Genomic DNA, 19,385 nt, shown 5'->3' with positions numbered 1-19,385 from the left:
CCCGGTCAGAAGCGATGCCGGATGCCGGTTGCGATCATGAACTGGTTGCGGCTGCTTGATGGATCGTTGGTATTGATGACGGCCGGCGCGCCCGACGAAGCCCGCTGATAAATCGATTCCACATAAACGTCCGTGCGCTTCGAGAGCAGGTAATCCGCCTGCAACGCGCCCGTGTGCCAATGCGCGCCCGCGCCGTTCGTGTAGGTGTAATTGCCCGCCAGCGTGAGCGTCGGCGTCAGTTGGTAAAGACCGTTGATTTCGTAATTCGAGAGACCGATCGACGGGACCGCGTCGCCGGTATCGGTATTCACCACGCCGGTGTTGACCGAACGCGACCACGCGCCGCCGACGGTGAAATCGCCGATTGCGTAGCTCGCGCCCGCGCCGAATGTGTCCTGCGTCTGGACGCTCGCCGTGAACACCGAGCTGTCCGGTCCCGGCAACGTGAGTCCTTCGTAGGCGCCGTTGGTCGTGTTGCCGCGGCCGTTCGCGTGCAGGTAAGCCGCGCCCGCCTTGAACGATCCGAGTTCGTAGTTCGCGCCCGCGCTATACGCGCGGTTGTTCGCAAATGCGCCCGCCGCGTTGGAAAACGCGTACATGCCGCCGACGCTGAACCCTTCGATGCTCGGACTCGTGTACTTGATCGAATTGCTGGCGAGAAACGAGTTGTTGGCGTTGTCGTTGTCGAACGGATGCGCGAACGCGGTGCCGCCCGCGCTGCCGGTGAGCGTGAACGGCGCGAAATAATCGTGGATCGAGTCGTATTGATGGCCGAGCGTCACCGTCCCGAGCGCTTCGGTGCCAAGACCGACGAAGTACGGGTGATCGTTGAGACCTTCGCCGTTTGCGATCGAAAAGCCACGCTCCAGCCGGAAAATCGCCTTCGCGCCGCCGCCGAGATCTTCCGAACCCTGCAAACCCCAAAAACTCCCGTCGATCAACCCCGTCGACATCCGATATTGCGAATTCCCAGCGACATTGCTCACGTAAGCCAAACCCGCGTCGATCTCGCCGTACAGCGTGACGGAACTCTGCGCGGCGGCCGGCGCGCTTGCGAGCGTCAACGCGCTCGCGCCGATGCCCAAGCCGATGCCGAAGCCGATCCCAATTCCCATGCGAACACGAAGCGGAGCGGTCAAACCAGAGGATTTGAGTGCCTGGGTCATCGGAATCTCCGAAATTGAAGGGTCATCGAAATGATATTGATTTTCATTTGAAAGCATTTCCATGTCGAGCAAATCAATTTGGATTTCGAACTTATTTGCGTAACGCTCCGATGGCGCGGCGCGTTGCGCGTTGCGCGGATGCGTCAGCGGCGTTTTGTCGTACCGATGCAGCGCGACCTATATTCCTTCGACCGGACAATTTTTCAGGATTATCGCGAGAGTGTGCATTCCCCGCCCGGCGCATTTGGCGGAATAATCAGGGGATTCGTTTAGCGCAGTTCTGCAATTATCTCCGTCCGTCAAACAGCGTTACCGGCCATTCCCCATGAAAATAGACTCCGTTTCGCTCGCTCATCCCGCTGCTCATTCCGCTACTCATCCCGCAGCGTCCAGCCGCGTTGCCTGCCCGAGCGTCGTGCCGCTTTCATCGATCCTGCCCGAAGAGCCGCTCCTGATGATGGGCGCCGGTCCCGTGCCGATTCCCGACGCCGTCGCGAAGGCGAACGGCGTGGTCATCAACCATCTCGGCTCGACGATGGCGACCGTCATCGGGCAAGTGAAGGCGATGGCGCGCTACGTCTTCCAGACCGAATCGAAATGGGTGATGGGCGTGGCCGGGCCGGGCTCGGCGGCGATGGAAATGGCCGTCACGAATCTGGCGTGGAAAGGCACGCGCGTGCTGTGCATCTGCAATGGCTTTTTCAGCGAGCGGATGGCGGAAATGGCGCGGCGCGTGGGCGCGGACGTGGAAATGCTGCATATCGAGGACGGCCGGGCCGCAGAAACCGCGCAGGTCGGCGAAGCGTTCGAGCGGTTCCGTCCGGAGATCGTGACCATCGTGCATGGCGAGACGTCGAACACGGTATGGAACCGCAACCTCGACGGCATCACGGCGCTGGCGCGCGCGGCGGGCGCGCTGGTTATCGTCGATGCGGTCTGCACGCTCTCGACGATGCCGCTGCCAATGGACGAATGGGGCATCGACGCCGTGATTACCGGCGGCCAGAAAGGACTTTCGTCGATCCCGGGCGTGTCGCTGCTGGCGTTTTCCGAACCCGCGTGGCAACGCATCCGGACGCGTCCGACGCCGCCGGTTCATTGGTGTCTCGACGCGTCGCTCGCCGAAAACTTCTGGCACAACGCGTCGTATCACTACACTGCGCCCGTGTCCGGCGTGCTCGCGCTGCACGAAGCGCTGCGGCTCGTGTGCGCGGAAACGCTGGAGCGGCGGTTCGCGCGCCATCTCAAATGCTCGCGGGCGTTGCAGGCGGGCATCGAGGCGTTGTCGCTCGAACTGTACGTCGCGCCGGAAAGCCGTCTGAATTCCGTGGTCGGCATTCGCTTGCCGGAGGGCGTCGCCGGCGCGGCGGTCACGGCGCATATCTCGCGGCATCATCATGTGGAGATTGCCGGGTCGTTCGGCGCGCCGATCGTGCGGATCGGCCAGATGGGCGAGCAATGCCGCGAACATCACCTGTTCCGCACGGTGCATGCGCTCGGGCGGACGATGCTCGATCTTGGCGTGGCGGTGGATCTGCCGGGCGGTGTGGCTGCGCTGGAACGGTCGTTTTCGGCGGGTTGATTGGTTCGGGCAGTTCGGGCCGCTTGTATATCCGAACGCGCTCGCCCGGTTCAACACGCGCGAGCGCTCGAAACGTAAAATTTCGAACCACCGTTCCCTGCCGATACTTCACATGACCGACTCCCCTTCCATCCCGTCGATCCGCGCGATCGTCACCGGCCACTCGCGCGGTCTCGGTGAGGCGCTCGCCGAACATTTGCTGTCGCTCGGCGTCCGCGTGCTCGCGCTTTCGCGCACCCGCAACGCGGCGCTCGCCGCGCGTTTCGGCGCGGGTTCCGGCGATCTGCTCGAAGAAGCCGAACTGGATCTCGCGGACCCGGCAAGCCTGGAAGCGTGGCTCGCGGGCGAGACGCTCCGCCGCTTCGCCGCTAACGCCGACACGCTCCTGCTTATCAACAACACGGGCGTGCTGCAACCGGTCGGCCCGATCGCGAGCCAGACGCCGGGCGCGATTGCCCGCGCGGTGAGCCTGAACGTCGCGACGCCGCTGATGCTCGCCGCCGCGCTCGCCGCGACGCCCGCGCGCGAGCGCCGGATTGTCCATATTTCAAGCGGCGCGGCGCGCCAAGCGTATCCCGGCTGGAGCATTTATTGCGCAACCAAAGCCGCGCTCGATCACCACGCGCGCGCCGTCGCGCTCGATGGCGACCGCACGCTTCGCGTGTGCAGCGTCGCGCCGGGCGTGGTCGATACCGGGATGCAGGCCGAAATCCGCGCGACCGATCTGGCGCATTTCCCGCTGCGTGAAAAATTCGACGCGCTCAAGCGCGAAGGCCAACTCGCGACGCCGGCTGAATCGGCGCGAAAAGTGATCGACTACGCGCTGAGCGACGCATTCGGGGAGACGCCCGTCGCCGACGTCCGCGATCTCGCTTAGGCGGCGCGCACGGCCTGCCGCGACAGCGCATCCGCGCGCGCGTTTTTCAAGCGCGGAATCCAGCTCAACTCCACCGTCCCGAGCGTATCGATCAACGCCCGCGCCCGTTCGGCGTGATGCTCAAGCGCAGCGGCGCCCGGGCCATTGCGGCGCAATACATCGTCGATCACCACGCGGCTGTCGCCGTACACCAGCAGTTTCGCGGGCCGCACAGCGAGCGCTGCCTCCAGCACGGCGATCAGCGCGAGATATTCCGCGTTGCTGCTGTCGCCGTGTCCGGCCGGCGCGCTGATTTCCACCGTTTCGCCCTGCGGCCCGGCCAGCAACCCGCCGATCCCGAGCCGCCCCGGATTCGGCAAAGCCGAGCCGTCGAACCACGCCGTCCACGTATCCACGCAACGCCCGGCATTCCAGCTTCCGGGTGTAGCCGCCCGCGCCGCGCGCACGGCGTTCTGCCGCGCCGCGCGGGCTTCGCGGGCCTGTTGAGCGCTCGTCTGAGCCATATGCTGAGCGGCGCGCCGCGCGATAACCAGTTGATCGAGCGGCTTTTCGCCAGCGGATTTTTCGAGAATCCGGACCAGCGCGTCGTGCGGCGAGAGCGCCGCATCGCGCGCAAGCCGGCGGCTCTGCGCGCGTTCCTTCTTATAGGCAATTGAGCAAAGCTCGTCGAAATCGATCATGCGCGACGTGTGGGAATCAATGGACAGCAGCATAAACGAACGTACTGGATTAGCCAAAACGGTCTACTGGCAGTCGATACATGCATCGGCTATGGTTTAAGCACGCTCTGCGCTTTTCTTAAGACCCACACCGATGTTCGACTTCCAGCACGCCCGCGAGCGCATGGTCGAATCCCAGCTCGTCGCGCGTGGCATCCTCGACCGGCGCGTGCTCGACGCGATGCGACGCGTGCCGCGCGAGGCGTTCGTCGCGCCGGATCTGCGTAAATTTGCCTACGACGATACGCCGCTGCCCATCGGCGAAAATCAGACGATCTCGCAGCCTTACATGGTCGCGCGGATGATCGAGGCGGCCGAAGTCACGGCGATTGACCGTGTGCTGGAGGTTGGAACGGGTTCGGGTTACGCGGCGGCGGTGCTGGCGCGGCTCGCGGCGCATGTCGATTCGATCGAGCGGCGCGTCGCGTTGGCCGATGGCGCCCGCGCGATGCTGGCGGCGCTCGGCATTGCGAATGTGGAAGTGCATCACGGCGACGGCACGCTCGGTTTTTCGGCGCGCGCGCCGTTCGATGCGATCATCGCCGCGGCGGGCGGCCCCGCGGTGCCGTCGGCGTGGCTCGCCCAACTCGCGGCGCGCGGGCGGCTCGTGATGCCGGTCGGCGAGCGCCGGCACTATCAGCGGCTCGTGAAGATGGTGCGGCTCATGCCGCCGCAGACCGGTTATCGGACGGAAACGCTCGGCGACGTGCTGTTCGTGCCGCTGATCGGCGAAGACGGCTGGCGCGCCGGTCCGGGCGATCCCTGAATGCGATCAGTCCGTCGGATCGCCCAGCATCGATTGCACGTCAAGCAGGTCCGGCTCGGCCATCAGCGCGCGAAGCACGTCCTCGGCGAAATCCTCGACGGCGGCGTGCCATTCGATCGTTCCCACCGTGAAATCGGTCGGATTCTTCTTGCCTTGCGCCTTCCGGATAGCGCCGACGCTCAAGCTCAGCGCCCGCGCGTGCTGATAGTGCGGGTCGAAGTCGTGGGGAGTGTGTTTGTTTTCCATACTCGCGTTTTCGGCAAGGTATGGACGAACTTGAGACAAATTCAGAAAAGCTTTTTAGGCGAAACGCTCTAAATCGTTGGATCATTGCTGTCCGGCCCGTTCCGCCCTGTTCCGGCCTGTTCGATAACCGCGAGCGTCGCCTCGCGCAGCCGCCGCGCGCGCACGACAGCGGGCGTCGTCTTCGACCAGTTTTGCATCGGCGCTTCGATGCTCAGCGGCAAGCCGTCCGGCAGCGCGCGAAGAATTCCGGACAGATCGAGACCGCCCTCGCCCGGAATCAAGCGTTCGCAGCGCGCCTGAAAGAGCAGCGTCTCGAGATCGGCCGGGCGTTCGGCCGGCGCGTCGCAAAACTGCAGGTAGCCGAAATACTCACGCGGCAACGCGCGCAATTCATCGACCGACGAGCCCGCGCGGTCGAAATGGAGCGGATCGACGATCAAGCCCGTGTTACGCCGCCCCGTGGCCGCGACGGCCGCTACCACGCGCGCGCCCTGCCCGATGTCGCGCACGTCGGTCCAGGGCATCGGTTCGATCGACGGCGACAGACCGAAAGGCGCGGCGAGATCGCAAAGTTGCGCGAGACGCTCGGCAAGACGCGCTTCGTCGGGATCGTTGCCGGCCACGAGCACGAAGCGCGCGCCGAACTCGGCGGCGGTCGCAAGGACCGGCAGATACGCCGCGACATCGGTTTCCGGCTTCAGTCGTAGAATTTCGACGTCGAGCACGCGGATGCCCGTGTCCTTCAGACACGCGAGCGTCTCGCGGCGGAGCGGTGTATCGCCGACGATCTCGTGCCGGACCTCGTGATCGGTCGCGGGCAACAGCCGCAAGCCGACGCAATCGTAGCCCGCCTCGGCCGCACAAACGACCATCTGTGGCGGGCTGAGTTCGAGCACGGTCAACGCCGAGAGCGAAATTTCCCTGGCCGAATGGTGTGGCATGTCGTCTCCTCGCAGCGATACTTCATCGAATATGGAATTTACTTCGTTAGTGGAATAGTATTCCGAAATCCGCGATGAGAGAAGCAGCGCGTCGCGTGGCCGGAATGATCGAAAAGGAGTCAGCGCAGCATGAACGCAAGTCAGGTGTCGTCTTTGTCGGAGTCGTTTCCCCGCTCGCTCGATGAAGGTTTGAGCGGTGCCACGCGCGTGTATTTCATCGTCGGGCATCCGGTGGCACAGGTGAAGTCGCCCGCTGGTGTCACCGCGGAACTGCGCGCCGCCGGGCGCGATGCGATCGTCGTACCCGCGCACATCTTGCCGGCCGATTTGCCCGCGTTTTTCGCGTGCGTGAGTTCGATGCGCAATGTCGACGGCGTGATCGCCACCGTGCCGCACAAGTTCAGCGCGGTCGCTTTTTGCGCGACGCTCACCGACGAAGCCGCGTTTCTCGGCGCGGCCAATACGCTGCGCCGCAACGCCGACGGAAGCTGGCACGGCGCGATGCTCGACGGCCGCGCGATGGTCGCCGCGCTGCTCGGCGTGGGGTGCGAACTGACGGGCAAGCGCGTGTTGCTGGTGGGCGCGGGCGGCGCGGGATCGGCGATCGGCCATGCGCTCATCATGGCGGGCGTGGCGTCGCTCGATATCCGCGACAACGATACCGCGCGCACCGACGCGCTCGTCGCGCGGCTCGGCGGATTGCGGCGCGCGACCGTGCGCCGCGCGCCGGACAACGACGACGACCTCGATACCTTCGATGGCGTGGTGAATGCGTCGCCGGCGGGCATGCAGGCGGGCGACCCTTTGCCGGTCGATGTCACGCGCCTTCGAGCAGGCGCGTTTGTCGGCGACGTAGTAACCAAGCCGCCGCTGACGCCGATGATCGAAGCTGCGCGGGCGCGTGGTTGTCCGACGGTGACAGGCACGCAGATGTTCGAGCAGGTGAGCGGGTTGATCGTGGCGTTTTTTGTTGAGGAAACGACGGTCGGAAAAACAAAAAGCCGTTGAACCTGAAGGGTTCAACGGCTTGTCAATTCTGTGTGGCGGAGAGACGGGGATTCGAACCCCGGATAGGTTTGACCCTATACACGCTTTCCAGGCGTGCGACTTAAACCGCTCATCCATCTCTCCGGCAAGAGGCGGATTATAGCAAACTCCCGCGCGAGCGCCAGCCCCTCGTCAGGGATGACGAATGTAGTCCACCAACGCCCGCATATACGCGTCGGGCCGGGTATCGAATAGGCTCACGACGACTGTCGCGGCGAACCCCGCCGGCACACCGAACACGCCCGAGCTGATCGGCTCGATGCCGAACCACTGCGCGCCCGCCACGCCTGTCATCTGCGTGAAGAACGGGTAGGTCGAAACGATGTAGTAGATGCACACCGCCAGCCCCGTGAGCATGCCCGCCACTGCGCCGGCCTTCGTCGTGCGCTTCCAGAACACGCCGAGCACGAGCACGGGAAAGAGACTCGACGCCGCCAGCGAAAACGCCGCGCCGACCAGAAACAGAATGTTGCCGGTGTTCAGCGACGCCACATACGACGCGAACAACGCGACGCCCAAGAGCAGGATCTTCGAGATCGTCACGCGACGCTGGCTGCTCGCGGTCTTGTCGACCATGCAGTAATAGACGTCGTGCGAGAGCGCGTTCGCTATCGTGAGCAAGAGGCCGTCGGCGGTCGAGAGCGCCGCCGCAAGCGCGCCCGCCGCGATCAATCCGGAGATCACGTAAGGCAGCCCCGCTATCTCGGGCGCGGCGAGCACGACCATGTCCGGCTGCATCTGGATGCCGGCCCAGCGCACGATTCCGTCGCCATTGATATCGGCGATCCGGATCAGATACGGCTCGACCTTGCGCCACTGAATCACCCATTGCGGCAGATCGTCGAAGCGATGACCCACGAGCCCGGTCAGTATCTCGTGCTTGATGAGCACCGCGAGCACCGGCACGGACACGTAAAACAAGGCCACGAAAAAAAGCGTCCAGCCGACCGAGCGCCGCGCCGATGCCACCGACGTCGTCGTGTTGTAGCGCGTCAGGATATGCGGAAGGCTCGCGGTCCCGAGCGACAGGCACAACAGCAGCGAAAGAAAATTGCGCTGATGGACACGGGCGCTGTCCTCGGCCGATGTTTGCGAATTCGTTTTGGCATCGGAAGGCACCGGGAACGCCTCGGCCATTGGCACCGGCGCGGCCACGCGTTCGAGCAACGCGGCGCGCGCGCGCGTCCATTTCGCGCGGGCATCGGCGGGATCTTTCGGGAACGACGCGAGTTCGTGCTCGCGCTCGCCGATCTCGCGCAGCGGTCCGTTATGCCGGCGTAGCTCGCTGATCGTCTGCACGAGCCGCGCGTGCTCGCGGCGGTACGACTGCGGCAAATCGTCGAGCTGGCGCTGCATCTCATCGGCCTGGCGGCGAAACGTGTCGCGCACGCGCGCTTCGTCGGGCGATGCGGCGACCTCGCGCTCTAGCGCTTCGACGCGCTCCATCAGCCGCCCGTAGTTGAATTGCGGCACCCAGCCGAGTCCTTCGCGATGGCCGATCATCGAGACGGGGATCAGCATCGCGCTGATGAGAATGATGTATTGCGCGACCTGCGTCCACGTCACGGCGCGCATGCCGCCGAGAAACGAGCACACGAGTATGCCCGCCAGCCCGCAGAAAATGCCGATCGAAAAGTCGATGCCGATAAAGCGCGCGGCGATCAGTCCGATGCCCTGGATTTGCGCCACGAGATACACGAACGAGCAGAGGATCGCGGCGAGCGCGGCCAGTCCGCGCACGAGATTGCTTCGGTAGCGCGTGCCGAGAAAGTCGGGGATCGTGTAGCGCGCGAGCTTGCGCACGTACGGCGCGAGCAGGAACGCGACGAGGCAGTAGCCGCTCGTCCAGCCCATCATGTACGCGAGGCCGTCGTAGCCGGTCGCGTAGATGGACCCGGCGAGGCCGATAAACGACGCCGCCGAAAGCCAGTCGGCGGCCGTCGCCATGCCGTTGAAGACCGACGGCACGCGCCGCCCGGCGACGTAATATTCGACGAGATCGGACGTCCGCGATAACAGGCCGATCACCGCGTACACGGCAATCGGCACGAACAGGAACACATAGCCGATCCACATGCCCGGACCGGTCACGCGCTCGATGCGCGCCATCACGTAGATGAACAGCAGAAAGCCGAGCGTGTACAGCGCGTAGGCGAGGATCAGCCGGTTGGTCAGTTTCATCTAGCCGGCTCGCCTCGACGCCCGCAAGAGCCGCGCATCGGCGAACTGCATCAGCACGATATACACGACGATCAACACCACATACACGATGATCGCGCCCTGCGCGCCGAAGTAGAACGGCAACGGAAAGCCCGCGAAGCGGAGACCCGCCAGCCGCGCCGCCATCAGCGGCAAGCCGAACGAGACCGCGAAACCGAGCGCCATCAACACGGCGATCAGCGCGACATTGAAGCGCCAGTACGCGCGATGCGCGTGCGCCATCGCGGCCGTGACCGGCGGCGGTTCGGGCGTGGGTGGGAGAGCGGGATCGGTTGGAGGGGGCGCGGCCATGCGCCTGTTTACCAAAACCGCATGACGGCGGCAATCGGGATCGACCGCGCCATAGCAAAACGGCTCCCGTGGGAGCCGTTTTGCTTCGTTCAAGCGGACGCCGGATTAACGCGCTTCGCCCAGTTGATCGAGGATCGCCGGGTTCTCCAGCGTGGAGATGTCCTGCGTGATCTCCTCGCCCTTCGCGAGCGAGCGCAGCAAGCGCCGCATGATCTTGCCCGAACGCGTCTTCGGCAGGTTATCGCCGAAACGGATGTCCTTCGGCTTCGCGATCGGACCGATTTCCTTCGCGACCCACGCGCGCAGTTCGTTGGCGATCTGCTTGCCTTCCTCGCCTTCCGGACGCGAGCGCTTCAGCACGACGAACGCGACCACCGCTTCGCCGGTCGTGTCGTCGGGACGCCCGACCACGGCCGCTTCCGCGACCAGCGGGTTCGCCACCAGCGCCGACTCGATCTCCATCGTGCCGAGCCGGTGACCGGACACGTTCAGCACATCGTCGATCCGGCCCATGATGGTGAAGTAGCCGGTGTCCTTGTCGCGCACCGCGCCGTCGCCCGCGAGGTACAGCGTGCCGCCCAGTTCCTCGGGGAAATAGCTCTTCTTGTAGCGCTCCGGGTCGCCGTACACAGTGCGCAGCGCGGACGGCCACGGCCGCTTGACGACCAGAATCCCGCCCTGCCCGTTCGGCACGTCCTGCCCGGTTTCATCGACGACCGCCGCCATGATCCCCGGCAGCGGCAGCGTGCACGAACCCGGCACGAGCGGCGTCGCGCCCGGCAGCGGCGTGATCATGTGACCGCCGGTTTCGGTCTGCCACCATGTATCGACGATCGGACATTTGCTGCCGCCCACGTTCTCCTGATACCAGATCCACGCTTCCGGGTTGATCGGCTCGCCGACCGTGCCGATGATGCGCAGCGAACTCAGATCGAAGCTCTTCGGATGCACCTTCGCGTCGGCTTCGGCGGACTTGATGAGCGAGCGGATCGCGGTCGGCGCGGTGTAGAAAATCGTGACCTTATGGCGCGCGATCATGTCCCAGAAGCGGCCCGCGTGCGGATAGGTCGGTACTCCCTCGAACATGACCTGAGTCGCGCCGATCGCCGTCGGTCCGTAGGCAATGTAGCTGTGACCCGTGATCCAGCCGATGTCGGCGGTGCACCAGAAGACGTCGTCCGGCCGCGCGTCGAAGGTCCACTTCATGGTCTGCGCGGCCCACAGCAAATAGCCGCCGGTGCTGTGCTGCACGCCCTTCGGCTTGCCCGTCGAACCCGACGTGTAAAGGATAAAGAGCGGATGCTCGGCGCCGACCCATTCCGGCTCGCAGGTGTCCGCTTCGTTCGCGACGAGATCGTGCATCCACAGGTCGCGCGCTTCGTTCCACGCGACCTTGCCGCCGGTGCGCCGGTACACGATCACGCTCTTGACCGCTTCGCAGCCGCCCGCCGCGAGCGCTTCGTCGGCGATGCTCTTGAGCGGCAACGCGCGGCCGCCGCGCATTTGTTCGTCGGAGGTAATGAGCGCGACCGCGCCGACATCCACGAGCCGTTCGTTGAGCGACTTCGACGAGAACCCGCCGAACACCACCGAATGCGTCGCGCCGATCCGCGCGCAGGCCTGCATCGCGACCACGCCTTCGATCGACATCGGCATGTAGATCACCACACGGTCGCCCTTCTTCACGCCGCGCGTCTTGAGCGCGTTGGCGAAGCGGCAGACGCGCGCGAGCAGGTCGCTATAGGTCACGTTGGTAACCGCGCCGTCGTCCGCTTCGAAGATGATCGCCGTGCGCGCGCCCTTGCCCGCTTCCACATGACGGTCGATGCAGTTATACGAGACGTTCAGCTCGCCGTCCTCGAACCACTTGTAGAACGGGGGATTGCTCTCGTCGAGCACCTTGGTGAACGGCTTGTGCCACGTAAGCGTTTCGCGGGCGAGACGCGCCCAGAAGCCTTCGTAGTCGCGCTCGGCTTCGGCGGTGAGCGCCCGATACGCGTCCATGCCGGAAATCGCGGCGCCGGCGGACGCTTCGGCCGACGGAGGGAAAACGCGGTGTTCTTGGCGAACGGATTCAATCGCGGACATCGACAACCCCTTTGATGATCTAGCTGAAAATCTGCCGGCGCGCGTCTGGATGCGTGCTTCAGAATATCGCGCGGCCATATTGTTTAAGGCTCTGACGGCGCGGGATGCGGCGGGTTCCGTCCCGCTTCCCATCGACGCCGTGTCTCCTGCCCTTTGTGCGTCGCAACATCGCGATGCGGATCGTAGGTTCGGGTATTGAGATGCGAGGTTCCAAGATAAGCCCCGCGCCTTACCCGCTTCTTACGTGAACGTCTTCGCGGCGCGCGAAATGGCCCGGGGTATACACGTAGCCGGCGCGCCTCATACAATGCGAGCCCTGAATGCGGGCGTTTATCTCGCTCCATGCTAACTGAACTCGCCGTCCGGATTCCAGCTTGAATCGCTACGCGCTCTATCTCATCGCAGCCATGCTGCTCGTCGGAAGCAATGTCGGCATTGGCAAGTCGATCGTCGCGTTCGTTCCCGTCACGCTGTTCGCGCTGCTGCGCTTCGTCATCGCGATGGCCGTGCTGTGGCCGCTTCTCAAGCCCGCGAAAATCAAGCGCGTGAAGCGCGGCGAATGGGTCAACCTGTTCCTGCAGGCGTTCTTCGGCACCTTCCTTTTCACGCTGCTGATGCTCAACGGCGTGCAGCGCACGAGCGCGGTCGCGGCGGGCGTCATCACGAGCACGATCCCCGCGGTGGTCGCGATCTTCTCCTGGCTCTTCCTCAAGGAACGGCCGAACGGCCGTGCGCTCACGTCGATCGCGCTCGCCATCGCGGGTGTCGTCGTCATTAACGTGGCGCAGAACGCGCACGGCGCGAGCGGCGCGTCGGAAAGTCCGTTCGCGGGCAATCTGATGGTGCTCGGCGCGGTCTGCTGCGAGTCGTTCTACGTGATCCTGTCGCGCCGCCTCACGCAGACGCTGCCCGCCATCGATATCTGCGCGTACACGCACGGCTTCGGCCTCTTGCTAATGCTGCCGCTCGGCGCGTCGGCGCTCGTCAGTTTCGATTACGCGAGCGTCGGCGCTGGAACGTGGGTGCTCGTGCTGTGGTACGGGTTATCGGCGAGCATTTTCTCGTTCTGGCTCTGGATGAAAGGCATTCGCCACGTGGACGGTTCGCTCGCCGGCGTGTTCTCGGCGGTCTTGCCGATCGCGGCGGCGGCGTACGGGATCGTGTTTCTCGGCGAACGGCCGACCGCTGCGCACGGCGTGGCGCTCGTCTGCGTGGTCGCCGGAATCGCGCTCGCGAGCCTGCGCACGCGCGCAGTGCCGCCGATGGCCTCCTGACGCCGCGTTCCGGAAGCATCGCGGCCGTCGAGTTACAATGTCGCGCTTCGCAGAATTCAGACATTTCCGATGCGTTCGAACCCGGAAAGCCATGCGCCCGCGTTATCGCCTGACCGGGCGGCAGCCAAGCGTGAACAATGAATCGCCCGTGCGCACATGAGCTTCGTCAGAAAGCTCGCCAAGAACATTCGTCCCCAGAGCCCAAGCCATGACCGTCATCAAGCAGGAAGACCTGATCCAGAGCATCGCGGATTCGCTTCAGTACATCAGCTATTACCATCCGCTCGACTACATCACCGCGCTCGGCCGCGCGTATGAACTCGAGGAAAGCGCGGCCGCGAAGGATGCCATTGCGCAGATCCTGACCAACAGCCGCATGTGCGCCGAAGGCCACCGGCCGATCTGCCAGGACACGGGCATCGTCACCGTTTTCGTGAAGGTCGGCATGGACGTGCGTTGGGACGGTGCCACGATGGGCGTCACCGACATGATCAACGAAGGCGTGCGCCGCGGTTATCTGAACCCGGACAACGTGCTGCGCGCGTCGATCGTGAGCCCGCCGGAAGGCGCGCGCAAGAACACGAAGGACAACACGCCGGCCGTGATCCACTACGAGATCGTGCCGGGCGACAAGGTCGATATCCAGGTCGCGGCCAAGGGCGGCGGCTCGGAAAACAAGTCGAAGTTCGCGATGCTGAACCCGTCGGATTCGATCGTCGACTGGGTGCTGAAGACCGTCCCGACGATGGGCGCCGGCTGGTGTCCGCCGGGCATGCTCGGCATCGGCATCGGCGGTACGGCGGAAAAGGCGATGGTGATGGCGAAGGAATCGCTGATGGAGCCGATCGACATTCAGGAGATCATCGCGCGCGGTCCGCAAGACTGGATCGAGGAATTGCGCGTGGAACTGCACGAGAAGGTCAACGCGCTCGGTATCGGCGCGCAGGGTCTCGGTGGTCTCGCGACCGTGCTGGACGTGAAGATCATGGCCGCGCCGACGCACGCGGCAAGCAAGCCGATCGCGATCATCCCGAACTGCGCGGCGACCCGTCACGCGCATTTCACGCTCGACGGTTCCGGCGTGGCGAAGCTGGAAGCGCCCTCGCTCGACGCCTGGCCGAAGGTGCAATGGACCGCGAACACGGAAACGAGCCAGCGTGTCGACCTGAACACGCTGACGAAAGAACAGGTGGCCGCGTGGAAGCCGGGCCAGACGCTGTTGCTGTCGGGCAAGATGCTCACGGGCCGCGACGCCGCGCACAAGCGCATCGCCGACATGCTGGCCGCGGGCGAACAACTTCCGGTCGATTTCAAGAACCGGGTGATTTACTATGTCGGCCCGGTCGATCCGGTGCGCGAGGAAGTCGTCGGCCCGGCCGGCCCGACCACCGCAACGCGCATGGACAAGTTCACCGATCTCATGCTGTCGCAGACCGGCCTCATCTCGATGATCGGCAAGGCCGAGCGCGGTCCGGTCGCGATCGAGGCCATCAAAAAGCACAACGCGGCGTATCTGATGGCGGTCGGCGGCGCGGCGTATCTGGTCTCGAAGGCGATTCGCGGCGCGAAGGTCGTGGCGTTCGAAGACCTCGGCATGGAAGCGATTTACGAGTTCGACGTGCAGGACATGCCGGTCACGGTCGCGGTGGATTCGACGGGCAGGTCGGTTCACAAGACCGGGCCCGCTGAATGGCAGGCGAAAATTGGCAAGATTCCGGTCGCGACGGTTTAAACACGCGCTGTGAAACGCGCGGAAGCCGGGCGTTTGCCCGGCTTTTTCATTTTGCGCGACACCGTGTTAATACGCGTTTCCATTCTCATTTAGATCCGTAGCAAAGAAGTTTTATTCAACCTTGGCTTTTCAAACACCAGCGGTTATCTTTGAAAGGCTCAAGCTCCACCGAACAAAAGGACAACCAATCATGCAAGGCGACGCAAAAGTTATCGAGTATCTGAATTCGCAGTTGAAGAACGAACTCACCGCGATCAATCAATACTTCCTGCACGCCCGGATGTACAAACACTGGGGCCTGGAAAAGCTGGGCAAGCACGAATACGACGAATCCATCGGTGAAATGAAACACGCCGACTGGCTGATCCAGCGCGTGTTCATGCTCGACGGCCTGCCGAATTTGCAGGACCTTCACAAGTTGCTGATCGGCGAGGAAACGAAAGAGATTCTCGAATGCGATCTGAAGCTCGAACAGATTTCGCAAAGCACGTGCAAGGAAGCGATCGTGTATTGCGAATCCGTTCGCGATTTCATTTCGCGTGAAATCTTCGTGAAGATTCTCGACGACACGGAAGAGCATATCGACTGGCTGGAAACGCAAATCGACCTGATCGACAAGGTTGGTATCCAGAATTACCAGCAAACCATGATGGGCGAAGGCGAGTAATTCGTTTGACCATCGCTGCATTACCCTTGAACGCGCCGACTGTGCGCACCGTGTCCGGCACGCGTGCGCCAGTCGGCGTTTTCGATTCCGGCCTCGGCGGTTTGTCCGTGCTTCGCGCGGTGCGCGCGGCGCTGCCCGACGAGCGGCTCATCTACTTGGCGGACTCGCGCTACGCGCCGTACGGCGAACGCGACGACGATTTCATCACCGACCGCACGATGGCGATCGGCGAATGGCTTGTCGCCGAGGGCGCGAAAGCGCTGGTGGTCGCGTGCAACACGGCGACCGCACAGTCGATCGCTTACGTACGCGAGCGCCTGCCGATTCCGCTCGTCGGCGTGGAACCGGGCATCAAGCCCGCCGCGCTGCTGTCGCAAACGCGGGTGGTCGGCGTGCTCGCGACGGCGGTCACGCTGCGGAGCGCCCGTTTTCAGTCGCTGCTCGACCGATATGCGGGCGATTGCCGTTTTATCAGCCAGCCCGGACACGGCCTCGTGCAGGCGGTCGAACGTGGCGACGTCGATTCGCCTGCGCTCTGCGCCTTGCTGCAAAGCTATCTCCAGCCGATGCTCGACGCCGGCGCGGATACGCTGGTGCTCGGCTGCACGCACTATCCGTTTCTCGACGAAACCATCCGGTCGATCGCGGGCGAACGCCTCGCGTTGATCGACACGAGCGTCGCAATCGCGCGACAACTCGAACGCCTGCTCGACGCGCACGCATTGCGCGCGCCCGCCACCAGCGAGCCGCCGCAGCCGCGCTTTTGCTCGACCGGCGAAGGCGAAGCGCAGCGCCGCCTTGCGGCCTCGTTGTTGAATATTGACGCGTTAGTCGAACACGTCGATATCCCTTCCCGCCGCACGATCTCGCTCGAATCAGACCCGGCATAACGGTCGGGAGCGGCTTTTTTCACATCGTGATATCGGCGCAAAACCACGCGAGGTAAAGCCACGCGCTCCGCCCCCATCTTATTCCTCGTTTTGTTACAAAAAGACTTGCGCACTCGCTTGCAATGCTACCCATACTGAATGATAATAATTCGCATTAACGTTAGCTATCGCGACTGATCATGATCGTCTGTGTATGCAAATCCGTGTCGGACCGAACCATTCGCGCCTCGATCGCCGGGGGCATCGACTCGTTCGATGAACTCCAGTTCGAACTGGGCGTCGCCACTTGCTGCGGCAAATGCGAGGAATCGGTGCGCGATGTGATGGCGCAAAGCGGCGCGTGCGCCACGCACTGCGGCGTGCAACACCTGCCGCACCACGATCACGCTCAGGCCGTGCCGGTGACGTTCTACGAACGCAAGGCTGCTTAACGCCCTTTCGTGCGCTGTTCGCGGCAGGTTGCGGCAGACCGCGGCCTTCGCGCCGCGCTCCCGTTTCTTCTTCACCGCCCGCAAGCCAGGTCAGATCAGCCAGCCACGCCACCCCCGTTTCGGAGGGCAAGATGGAATTGCTGATCGGCTTTGTGACCACGCTGTTTATTTCTCTGCTGATTTTCCGAAAATGACGCCGTTCAGTTCGAAATACCGCGCTCACGCGTTGCTCGCGTTCGTAGCGCCGGATGCGTCCGTCGCGGCGAGCCACTCATAAGATGCAGGTTCAGACCACTTCACCCGCCGGCGTCCAATCGCCGAGCGAGAACGGCGCGAACGGGATTAATCCGCGCGTGATCGCGGCAACCGCTGCTGTCGTCGCGATCCACGTCGGGTTGCTCGTCGTCGCGATGAACGTGCGCAACGAACCCGTGCAGCGTCCGATCGAAGCGAAGGCGATCACCGCCGAACTGCTGAGCCCGGAACCGCAACCGGTCGCCGCGCCCGCCGCGATCGAATCGACGCCCACGCCGCCCAAACCCATTCCGCCGAAACCGGTGCCGAAGCCGAAGGTCCAGCCGAAGCCGCGGCCGACACCCGCGCCGACGCCGCTGCCGCAATCCGCCGCGCCCTCGCCCATCGCCGCGCCCGCCGCCGATCCCACGCCGCCCGCGCCCGCGGCCCCGGCGCCGGCCGCGCAGGCCGCACCCGCAATCGGCCGTCCGACGATGGAAATCGCGGCGCCCAAGAACGTCGCGCACCTCGAATGCAATATCGCCAGGCCCGACTATCCGGCCATGGCGCGGCGTCGCGGCGAGAGCGGCACGGCGGTCGTGAAATTCGTGGTCGGCCTGACGGGCAGGATCGAGAACATCGAGTTGAAACGGAGCAGCGGTTCGTCGCGTCTCGACGACGCCGCGCTCGACGCAATGCGCGCGAGCGCTTGCAAGCCGTACAAGGAGAATGGCGAAGCGATCCGCGCCGCCTATTCCCAGCCTTTCGAATTCGGTCTGAACGACTGATCCGCTTTTTATAGATACAGGAACAGCAATGGAAAACTACGGACTCGCGCATGTCTGGGCGCAAGGTGATTTCGTGACGCGCGGTATCGCGCTGGCGCTCGCGATCATGTCGGTGCTGTCGTGGACGGTGATTGTCGTGAAGGGCTGGAATGTCGTGCGCCTGAAGCGCCTGACGAAAAACGCCGAACAGGCGTTCTGGCATTCGGACGATTTCGCCGACGGCATCACGAAGCTCGGCAGCCACGCATCGCGCCCGCAGGACAACCCGTACCTCGCGCTTGCACTCGCGGGCCAGGATGCCGCCGATCACCACCACCAGACGCAGCCGCATCTGCACGACCGCATGGATGTGTCGGACTGGATCACGCGCTGCCTGAAGGACACGATGGACGAAGGCGTCGGCCGCATGCAGAGCGGTCTCGCGGTGCTGGCGTCGATCGGCAGCACGGCGCCGTTCGTCGGACTGTTCGGCACGGTGTGGGGCATCTATCACGCGCTGTTGACCATCGGCGCGACCGGCCAGACCTCGATCGATCAGGTAGCGGGTCCGGTCGGCGAATCGCTCATCATGACGGCCTTCGGCCTGTTCGTCGCGATTCCGGCCGTGCTCGGCTACAACGCCCTGACGCGCGCGAACAAGGGCATCGTGACGAAGCTGAACCGCTTCGCGCACGGCCTGCACGCGTTCTTCGTGACGGGCACGAAGCTGTCGTCGAGCAAGCGCGGCGCGCAGACGGCCGACGGCCTGCGTCTCGCGACGCGCGTCAGCTAAGCGGAGAATTTCGATGGCAATGAGCCCTTTCAGCAGCGACGAAGACGACGGCATGATGAGCGAGATCAACATGACGCCGCTCGTCGATGTGATGTTGGTCCTGCTGATTATTTTCCTCGTCACGATTCCCGCGATGCACCACGCGGTGAAGATCGATCTGCCGCACGCGAGCAGCCAGCCGCAGGACGAGAAGCCCGCGCATGTGAGCATCGCCGTGCAAGCCGACGGAACCGTGCTGTGGGACGATCAGCCCGTCGATCAGGACGCGCTGCGCGCCCGCATCGAACAGGCTGCGCAGCGCACGCCGCAGCCCGAACTGCAATTGCGCGCGGACCGCAAAGTGGCGTATGAACGCGTGGCCGAAGTGATGTCGGCGGCGCAGGCCGGCGGGTTGTCGAAGATCGGTTTTGTGACCGAGCCTAAAGCGGGCAAATAAGCGGGCAAACAAGCGGGCAAATAACAGAAAGTGCCCTAAAAACAGGCACTAAAAGTAAAAGGCCTTCATCAAACGATGAAGGCCTTTTTTTGTGCGCGCTCGGCGCATTCGGGCTGGCGATCACTTCGGATTGGAATAACCCGAACCGTCTCCGCATGCGACAGCCGTGGTCGACACGGACAGCGCGATTAGCCCTATCAGGCTCACTATAAGAGTAG

The 19,385-nt window shown here is 64.0% G+C and carries 19 protein-coding genes and 1 tRNA gene; 12 read left to right on the top strand and 8 right to left on the bottom strand.

The window, feature by feature from the left end:
* Window positions 1-5 precede the first annotated feature (5 nt).
* A complete protein-coding gene (locus tag AC3D25_RS06615) occupies window positions 6-1,115 on the bottom strand; it encodes a porin (protein ID WP_488889618.1) in 1,110 nt (369 codons plus the stop codon).
* 376 nt (window positions 1,116-1,491) lie between these two features.
* Between AC3D25_RS06615 and AC3D25_RS06610 the strand changes: the two genes are divergently transcribed.
* Window positions 1,492-2,748, top strand: coding sequence for a pyridoxal-phosphate-dependent aminotransferase family protein (locus AC3D25_RS06610; RefSeq protein WP_488887641.1), 1,257 nt, complete (start codon window positions 1,492-1,494; stop codon window positions 2,746-2,748).
* Between the two features lie 112 nt (window positions 2,749-2,860).
* Window positions 2,861-3,625, top strand: coding sequence for an SDR family oxidoreductase (locus AC3D25_RS06605; RefSeq protein WP_488887640.1), 765 nt, complete (start codon window positions 2,861-2,863; stop codon window positions 3,623-3,625).
* On the opposite strand, the gene AC3D25_RS06600 is transcribed toward AC3D25_RS06605, so the two are convergent.
* On the bottom strand, window positions 3,622-4,338 hold the full coding sequence (locus AC3D25_RS06600) for a ribonuclease HI family protein (RefSeq protein WP_488887639.1): 717 nt from the start codon (window positions 4,336-4,338) through the stop codon (window positions 3,622-3,624). The genes AC3D25_RS06605 and AC3D25_RS06600 overlap by 4 nt on opposite strands.
* A gap of 100 nt (window positions 4,339-4,438) precedes the next feature.
* On the opposite strand from AC3D25_RS06600, the gene AC3D25_RS06595 reads away from it, so the two are divergent.
* The gene (locus AC3D25_RS06595; protein ID WP_488887638.1) at window positions 4,439-5,110 is read left to right on the top strand and encodes a protein-L-isoaspartate(D-aspartate) O-methyltransferase; all 672 of its coding nucleotides are present in this window, start codon (window positions 4,439-4,441) and stop codon (window positions 5,108-5,110) included.
* Window positions 5,111-5,116: 6 nt separating this feature from the next.
* Here the strand turns inward: AC3D25_RS06595 and AC3D25_RS06590 are convergent, their stop codons facing one another.
* Window positions 5,117-5,356: a hypothetical protein gene (locus tag AC3D25_RS06590; protein ID WP_488887637.1), complete on the bottom strand. Its 240-nt coding sequence runs from the start codon at window positions 5,354-5,356 to the stop codon at window positions 5,117-5,119.
* Window positions 5,357-5,424: 68 nt separating this feature from the next.
* The gene (locus AC3D25_RS06585) at window positions 5,425-6,297 is read right to left on the bottom strand and encodes a sugar phosphate isomerase/epimerase family protein (RefSeq protein ID WP_488887636.1); all 873 of its coding nucleotides are present in this window, start codon (window positions 6,295-6,297) and stop codon (window positions 5,425-5,427) included.
* 129 nt (window positions 6,298-6,426) lie between these two features.
* On the opposite strand from AC3D25_RS06585, the gene AC3D25_RS06580 reads away from it, so the two are divergent.
* Entirely contained in the window at window positions 6,427-7,305 is an 879-nt protein-coding gene (locus AC3D25_RS06580; RefSeq protein WP_488887635.1) for a shikimate dehydrogenase family protein, read from the top strand.
* Between the two features lie 33 nt (window positions 7,306-7,338).
* Here the strand turns inward: AC3D25_RS06580 and AC3D25_RS06575 are convergent.
* The 4 genes from AC3D25_RS06575 to acs form a co-directional block, all read right to left on the bottom strand.
* A tRNA-Ser gene (locus AC3D25_RS06575) sits at window positions 7,339-7,428 on the bottom strand.
* A gap of 48 nt (window positions 7,429-7,476) precedes the next feature.
* Complete coding sequence (locus AC3D25_RS06570) at window positions 7,477-9,525, bottom strand: sodium:solute symporter family protein (RefSeq protein ID WP_488887634.1); 2,049 nt, start codon at window positions 9,523-9,525, stop codon at window positions 7,477-7,479.
* A complete protein-coding gene (locus AC3D25_RS06565; protein ID WP_488887633.1) occupies window positions 9,526-9,855 on the bottom strand; it encodes a DUF4212 domain-containing protein in 330 nt (109 codons plus the stop codon). It lies immediately after the preceding gene.
* Between the two features lie 105 nt (window positions 9,856-9,960).
* The gene (gene acs / locus AC3D25_RS06560; protein WP_488887632.1) at window positions 9,961-11,943 is read right to left on the bottom strand and encodes an acetate--CoA ligase; all 1,983 of its coding nucleotides are present in this window, start codon (window positions 11,941-11,943) and stop codon (window positions 9,961-9,963) included.
* 374 nt (window positions 11,944-12,317) lie between these two features.
* Here acs and AC3D25_RS06555 point away from each other — a divergent pair, with 374 nt between their 5' ends.
* From AC3D25_RS06555 to AC3D25_RS06520, 8 genes are all read left to right on the top strand, one after another.
* Window positions 12,318-13,217, top strand: a complete 900-nt coding sequence (locus AC3D25_RS06555; protein ID WP_488887631.1) for a DMT family transporter — start codon at window positions 12,318-12,320, stop codon at window positions 13,215-13,217.
* 208 nt (window positions 13,218-13,425) lie between these two features.
* Complete coding sequence (locus AC3D25_RS06550) at window positions 13,426-14,949, top strand: fumarate hydratase (RefSeq protein ID WP_488887630.1); 1,524 nt, start codon at window positions 13,426-13,428, stop codon at window positions 14,947-14,949.
* 190 nt (window positions 14,950-15,139) lie between these two features.
* Window positions 15,140-15,616, top strand: a complete 477-nt coding sequence (gene bfr / locus AC3D25_RS06545; RefSeq protein WP_488887629.1) for a bacterioferritin — start codon at window positions 15,140-15,142, stop codon at window positions 15,614-15,616.
* Between the two features lie 26 nt (window positions 15,617-15,642).
* On the top strand, window positions 15,643-16,506 hold the full coding sequence (gene murI / locus AC3D25_RS06540) for a glutamate racemase (protein ID WP_488887628.1): 864 nt from the start codon (window positions 15,643-15,645) through the stop codon (window positions 16,504-16,506).
* 179 nt (window positions 16,507-16,685) lie between these two features.
* The gene (locus AC3D25_RS06535; protein ID WP_488887627.1) at window positions 16,686-16,937 is read left to right on the top strand and encodes a (2Fe-2S)-binding protein; all 252 of its coding nucleotides are present in this window, start codon (window positions 16,686-16,688) and stop codon (window positions 16,935-16,937) included.
* Between the two features lie 278 nt (window positions 16,938-17,215).
* A complete protein-coding gene (locus AC3D25_RS06530; RefSeq protein WP_488887626.1) occupies window positions 17,216-17,959 on the top strand; it encodes an energy transducer TonB in 744 nt (247 codons plus the stop codon).
* Window positions 17,960-17,987: 28 nt separating this feature from the next.
* Window positions 17,988-18,731: a MotA/TolQ/ExbB proton channel family protein gene (locus AC3D25_RS06525; protein WP_488887625.1), complete on the top strand. Its 744-nt coding sequence runs from the start codon at window positions 17,988-17,990 to the stop codon at window positions 18,729-18,731.
* Between the two features lie 13 nt (window positions 18,732-18,744).
* A complete protein-coding gene (locus AC3D25_RS06520) occupies window positions 18,745-19,167 on the top strand; it encodes an ExbD/TolR family protein (protein ID WP_488887624.1) in 423 nt (140 codons plus the stop codon).
* Window positions 19,168-19,385 lie beyond the last annotated feature (218 nt).

The sequence above is a fragment of the Caballeronia sp. SL1002 genome (genome assembly GCF_057814995.1).
The sequence above is the reverse complement of the archived record's forward strand: the minus strand, read 5'-3'. Positions and strand labels throughout refer to the sequence as shown.

Bases quoted from the DNA above. Each gene is read 5' to 3' on its own strand.
- AC3D25_RS06615 (WP_488889618.1), bottom strand. From the start codon at position 1,115: ATGGGAATTGGGATCGGCTTCGGCATCGGCTTGGGCATCGGCGCGAGC.
- AC3D25_RS06610 (WP_488887641.1), top strand. From the start codon at position 1,492: ATGAAAATAGACTCCGTTTCGCTCGCTCATCCCGCTGCTCATTCCGCT.
- AC3D25_RS06605 (WP_488887640.1), top strand. From the start codon at position 2,861: ATGACCGACTCCCCTTCCATCCCGTCGATCCGCGCGATCGTCACCGGC.
- AC3D25_RS06600 (WP_488887639.1), bottom strand. From the start codon at position 4,338: ATGCTGCTGTCCATTGATTCCCACACGTCGCGCATGATCGATTTCGAC.
- AC3D25_RS06595 (WP_488887638.1), top strand. From the start codon at position 4,439: ATGTTCGACTTCCAGCACGCCCGCGAGCGCATGGTCGAATCCCAGCTC.
- AC3D25_RS06590 (WP_488887637.1), bottom strand. From the start codon at position 5,356: ATGGAAAACAAACACACTCCCCACGACTTCGACCCGCACTATCAGCAC.
- AC3D25_RS06585 (WP_488887636.1), bottom strand. From the start codon at position 6,297: ATGCCACACCATTCGGCCAGGGAAATTTCGCTCTCGGCGTTGACCGTG.
- AC3D25_RS06580 (WP_488887635.1), top strand. From the start codon at position 6,427: ATGAACGCAAGTCAGGTGTCGTCTTTGTCGGAGTCGTTTCCCCGCTCG.
- AC3D25_RS06570 (WP_488887634.1), bottom strand. From the start codon at position 9,525: ATGAAACTGACCAACCGGCTGATCCTCGCCTACGCGCTGTACACGCTC.
- AC3D25_RS06565 (WP_488887633.1), bottom strand. From the start codon at position 9,855: ATGGCCGCGCCCCCTCCAACCGATCCCGCTCTCCCACCCACGCCCGAA.
- acs (WP_488887632.1), bottom strand. From the start codon at position 11,943: ATGTCCGCGATTGAATCCGTTCGCCAAGAACACCGCGTTTTCCCTCCG.
- AC3D25_RS06550 (WP_488887630.1), top strand. From the start codon at position 13,426: ATGACCGTCATCAAGCAGGAAGACCTGATCCAGAGCATCGCGGATTCG.
- bfr (WP_488887629.1), top strand. From the start codon at position 15,140: ATGCAAGGCGACGCAAAAGTTATCGAGTATCTGAATTCGCAGTTGAAG.
- AC3D25_RS06535 (WP_488887627.1), top strand. From the start codon at position 16,686: ATGATCGTCTGTGTATGCAAATCCGTGTCGGACCGAACCATTCGCGCC.
- AC3D25_RS06530 (WP_488887626.1), top strand. From the start codon at position 17,216: ATGCAGGTTCAGACCACTTCACCCGCCGGCGTCCAATCGCCGAGCGAG.
- AC3D25_RS06525 (WP_488887625.1), top strand. From the start codon at position 17,988: ATGGAAAACTACGGACTCGCGCATGTCTGGGCGCAAGGTGATTTCGTG.
- AC3D25_RS06520 (WP_488887624.1), top strand. From the start codon at position 18,745: ATGGCAATGAGCCCTTTCAGCAGCGACGAAGACGACGGCATGATGAGC.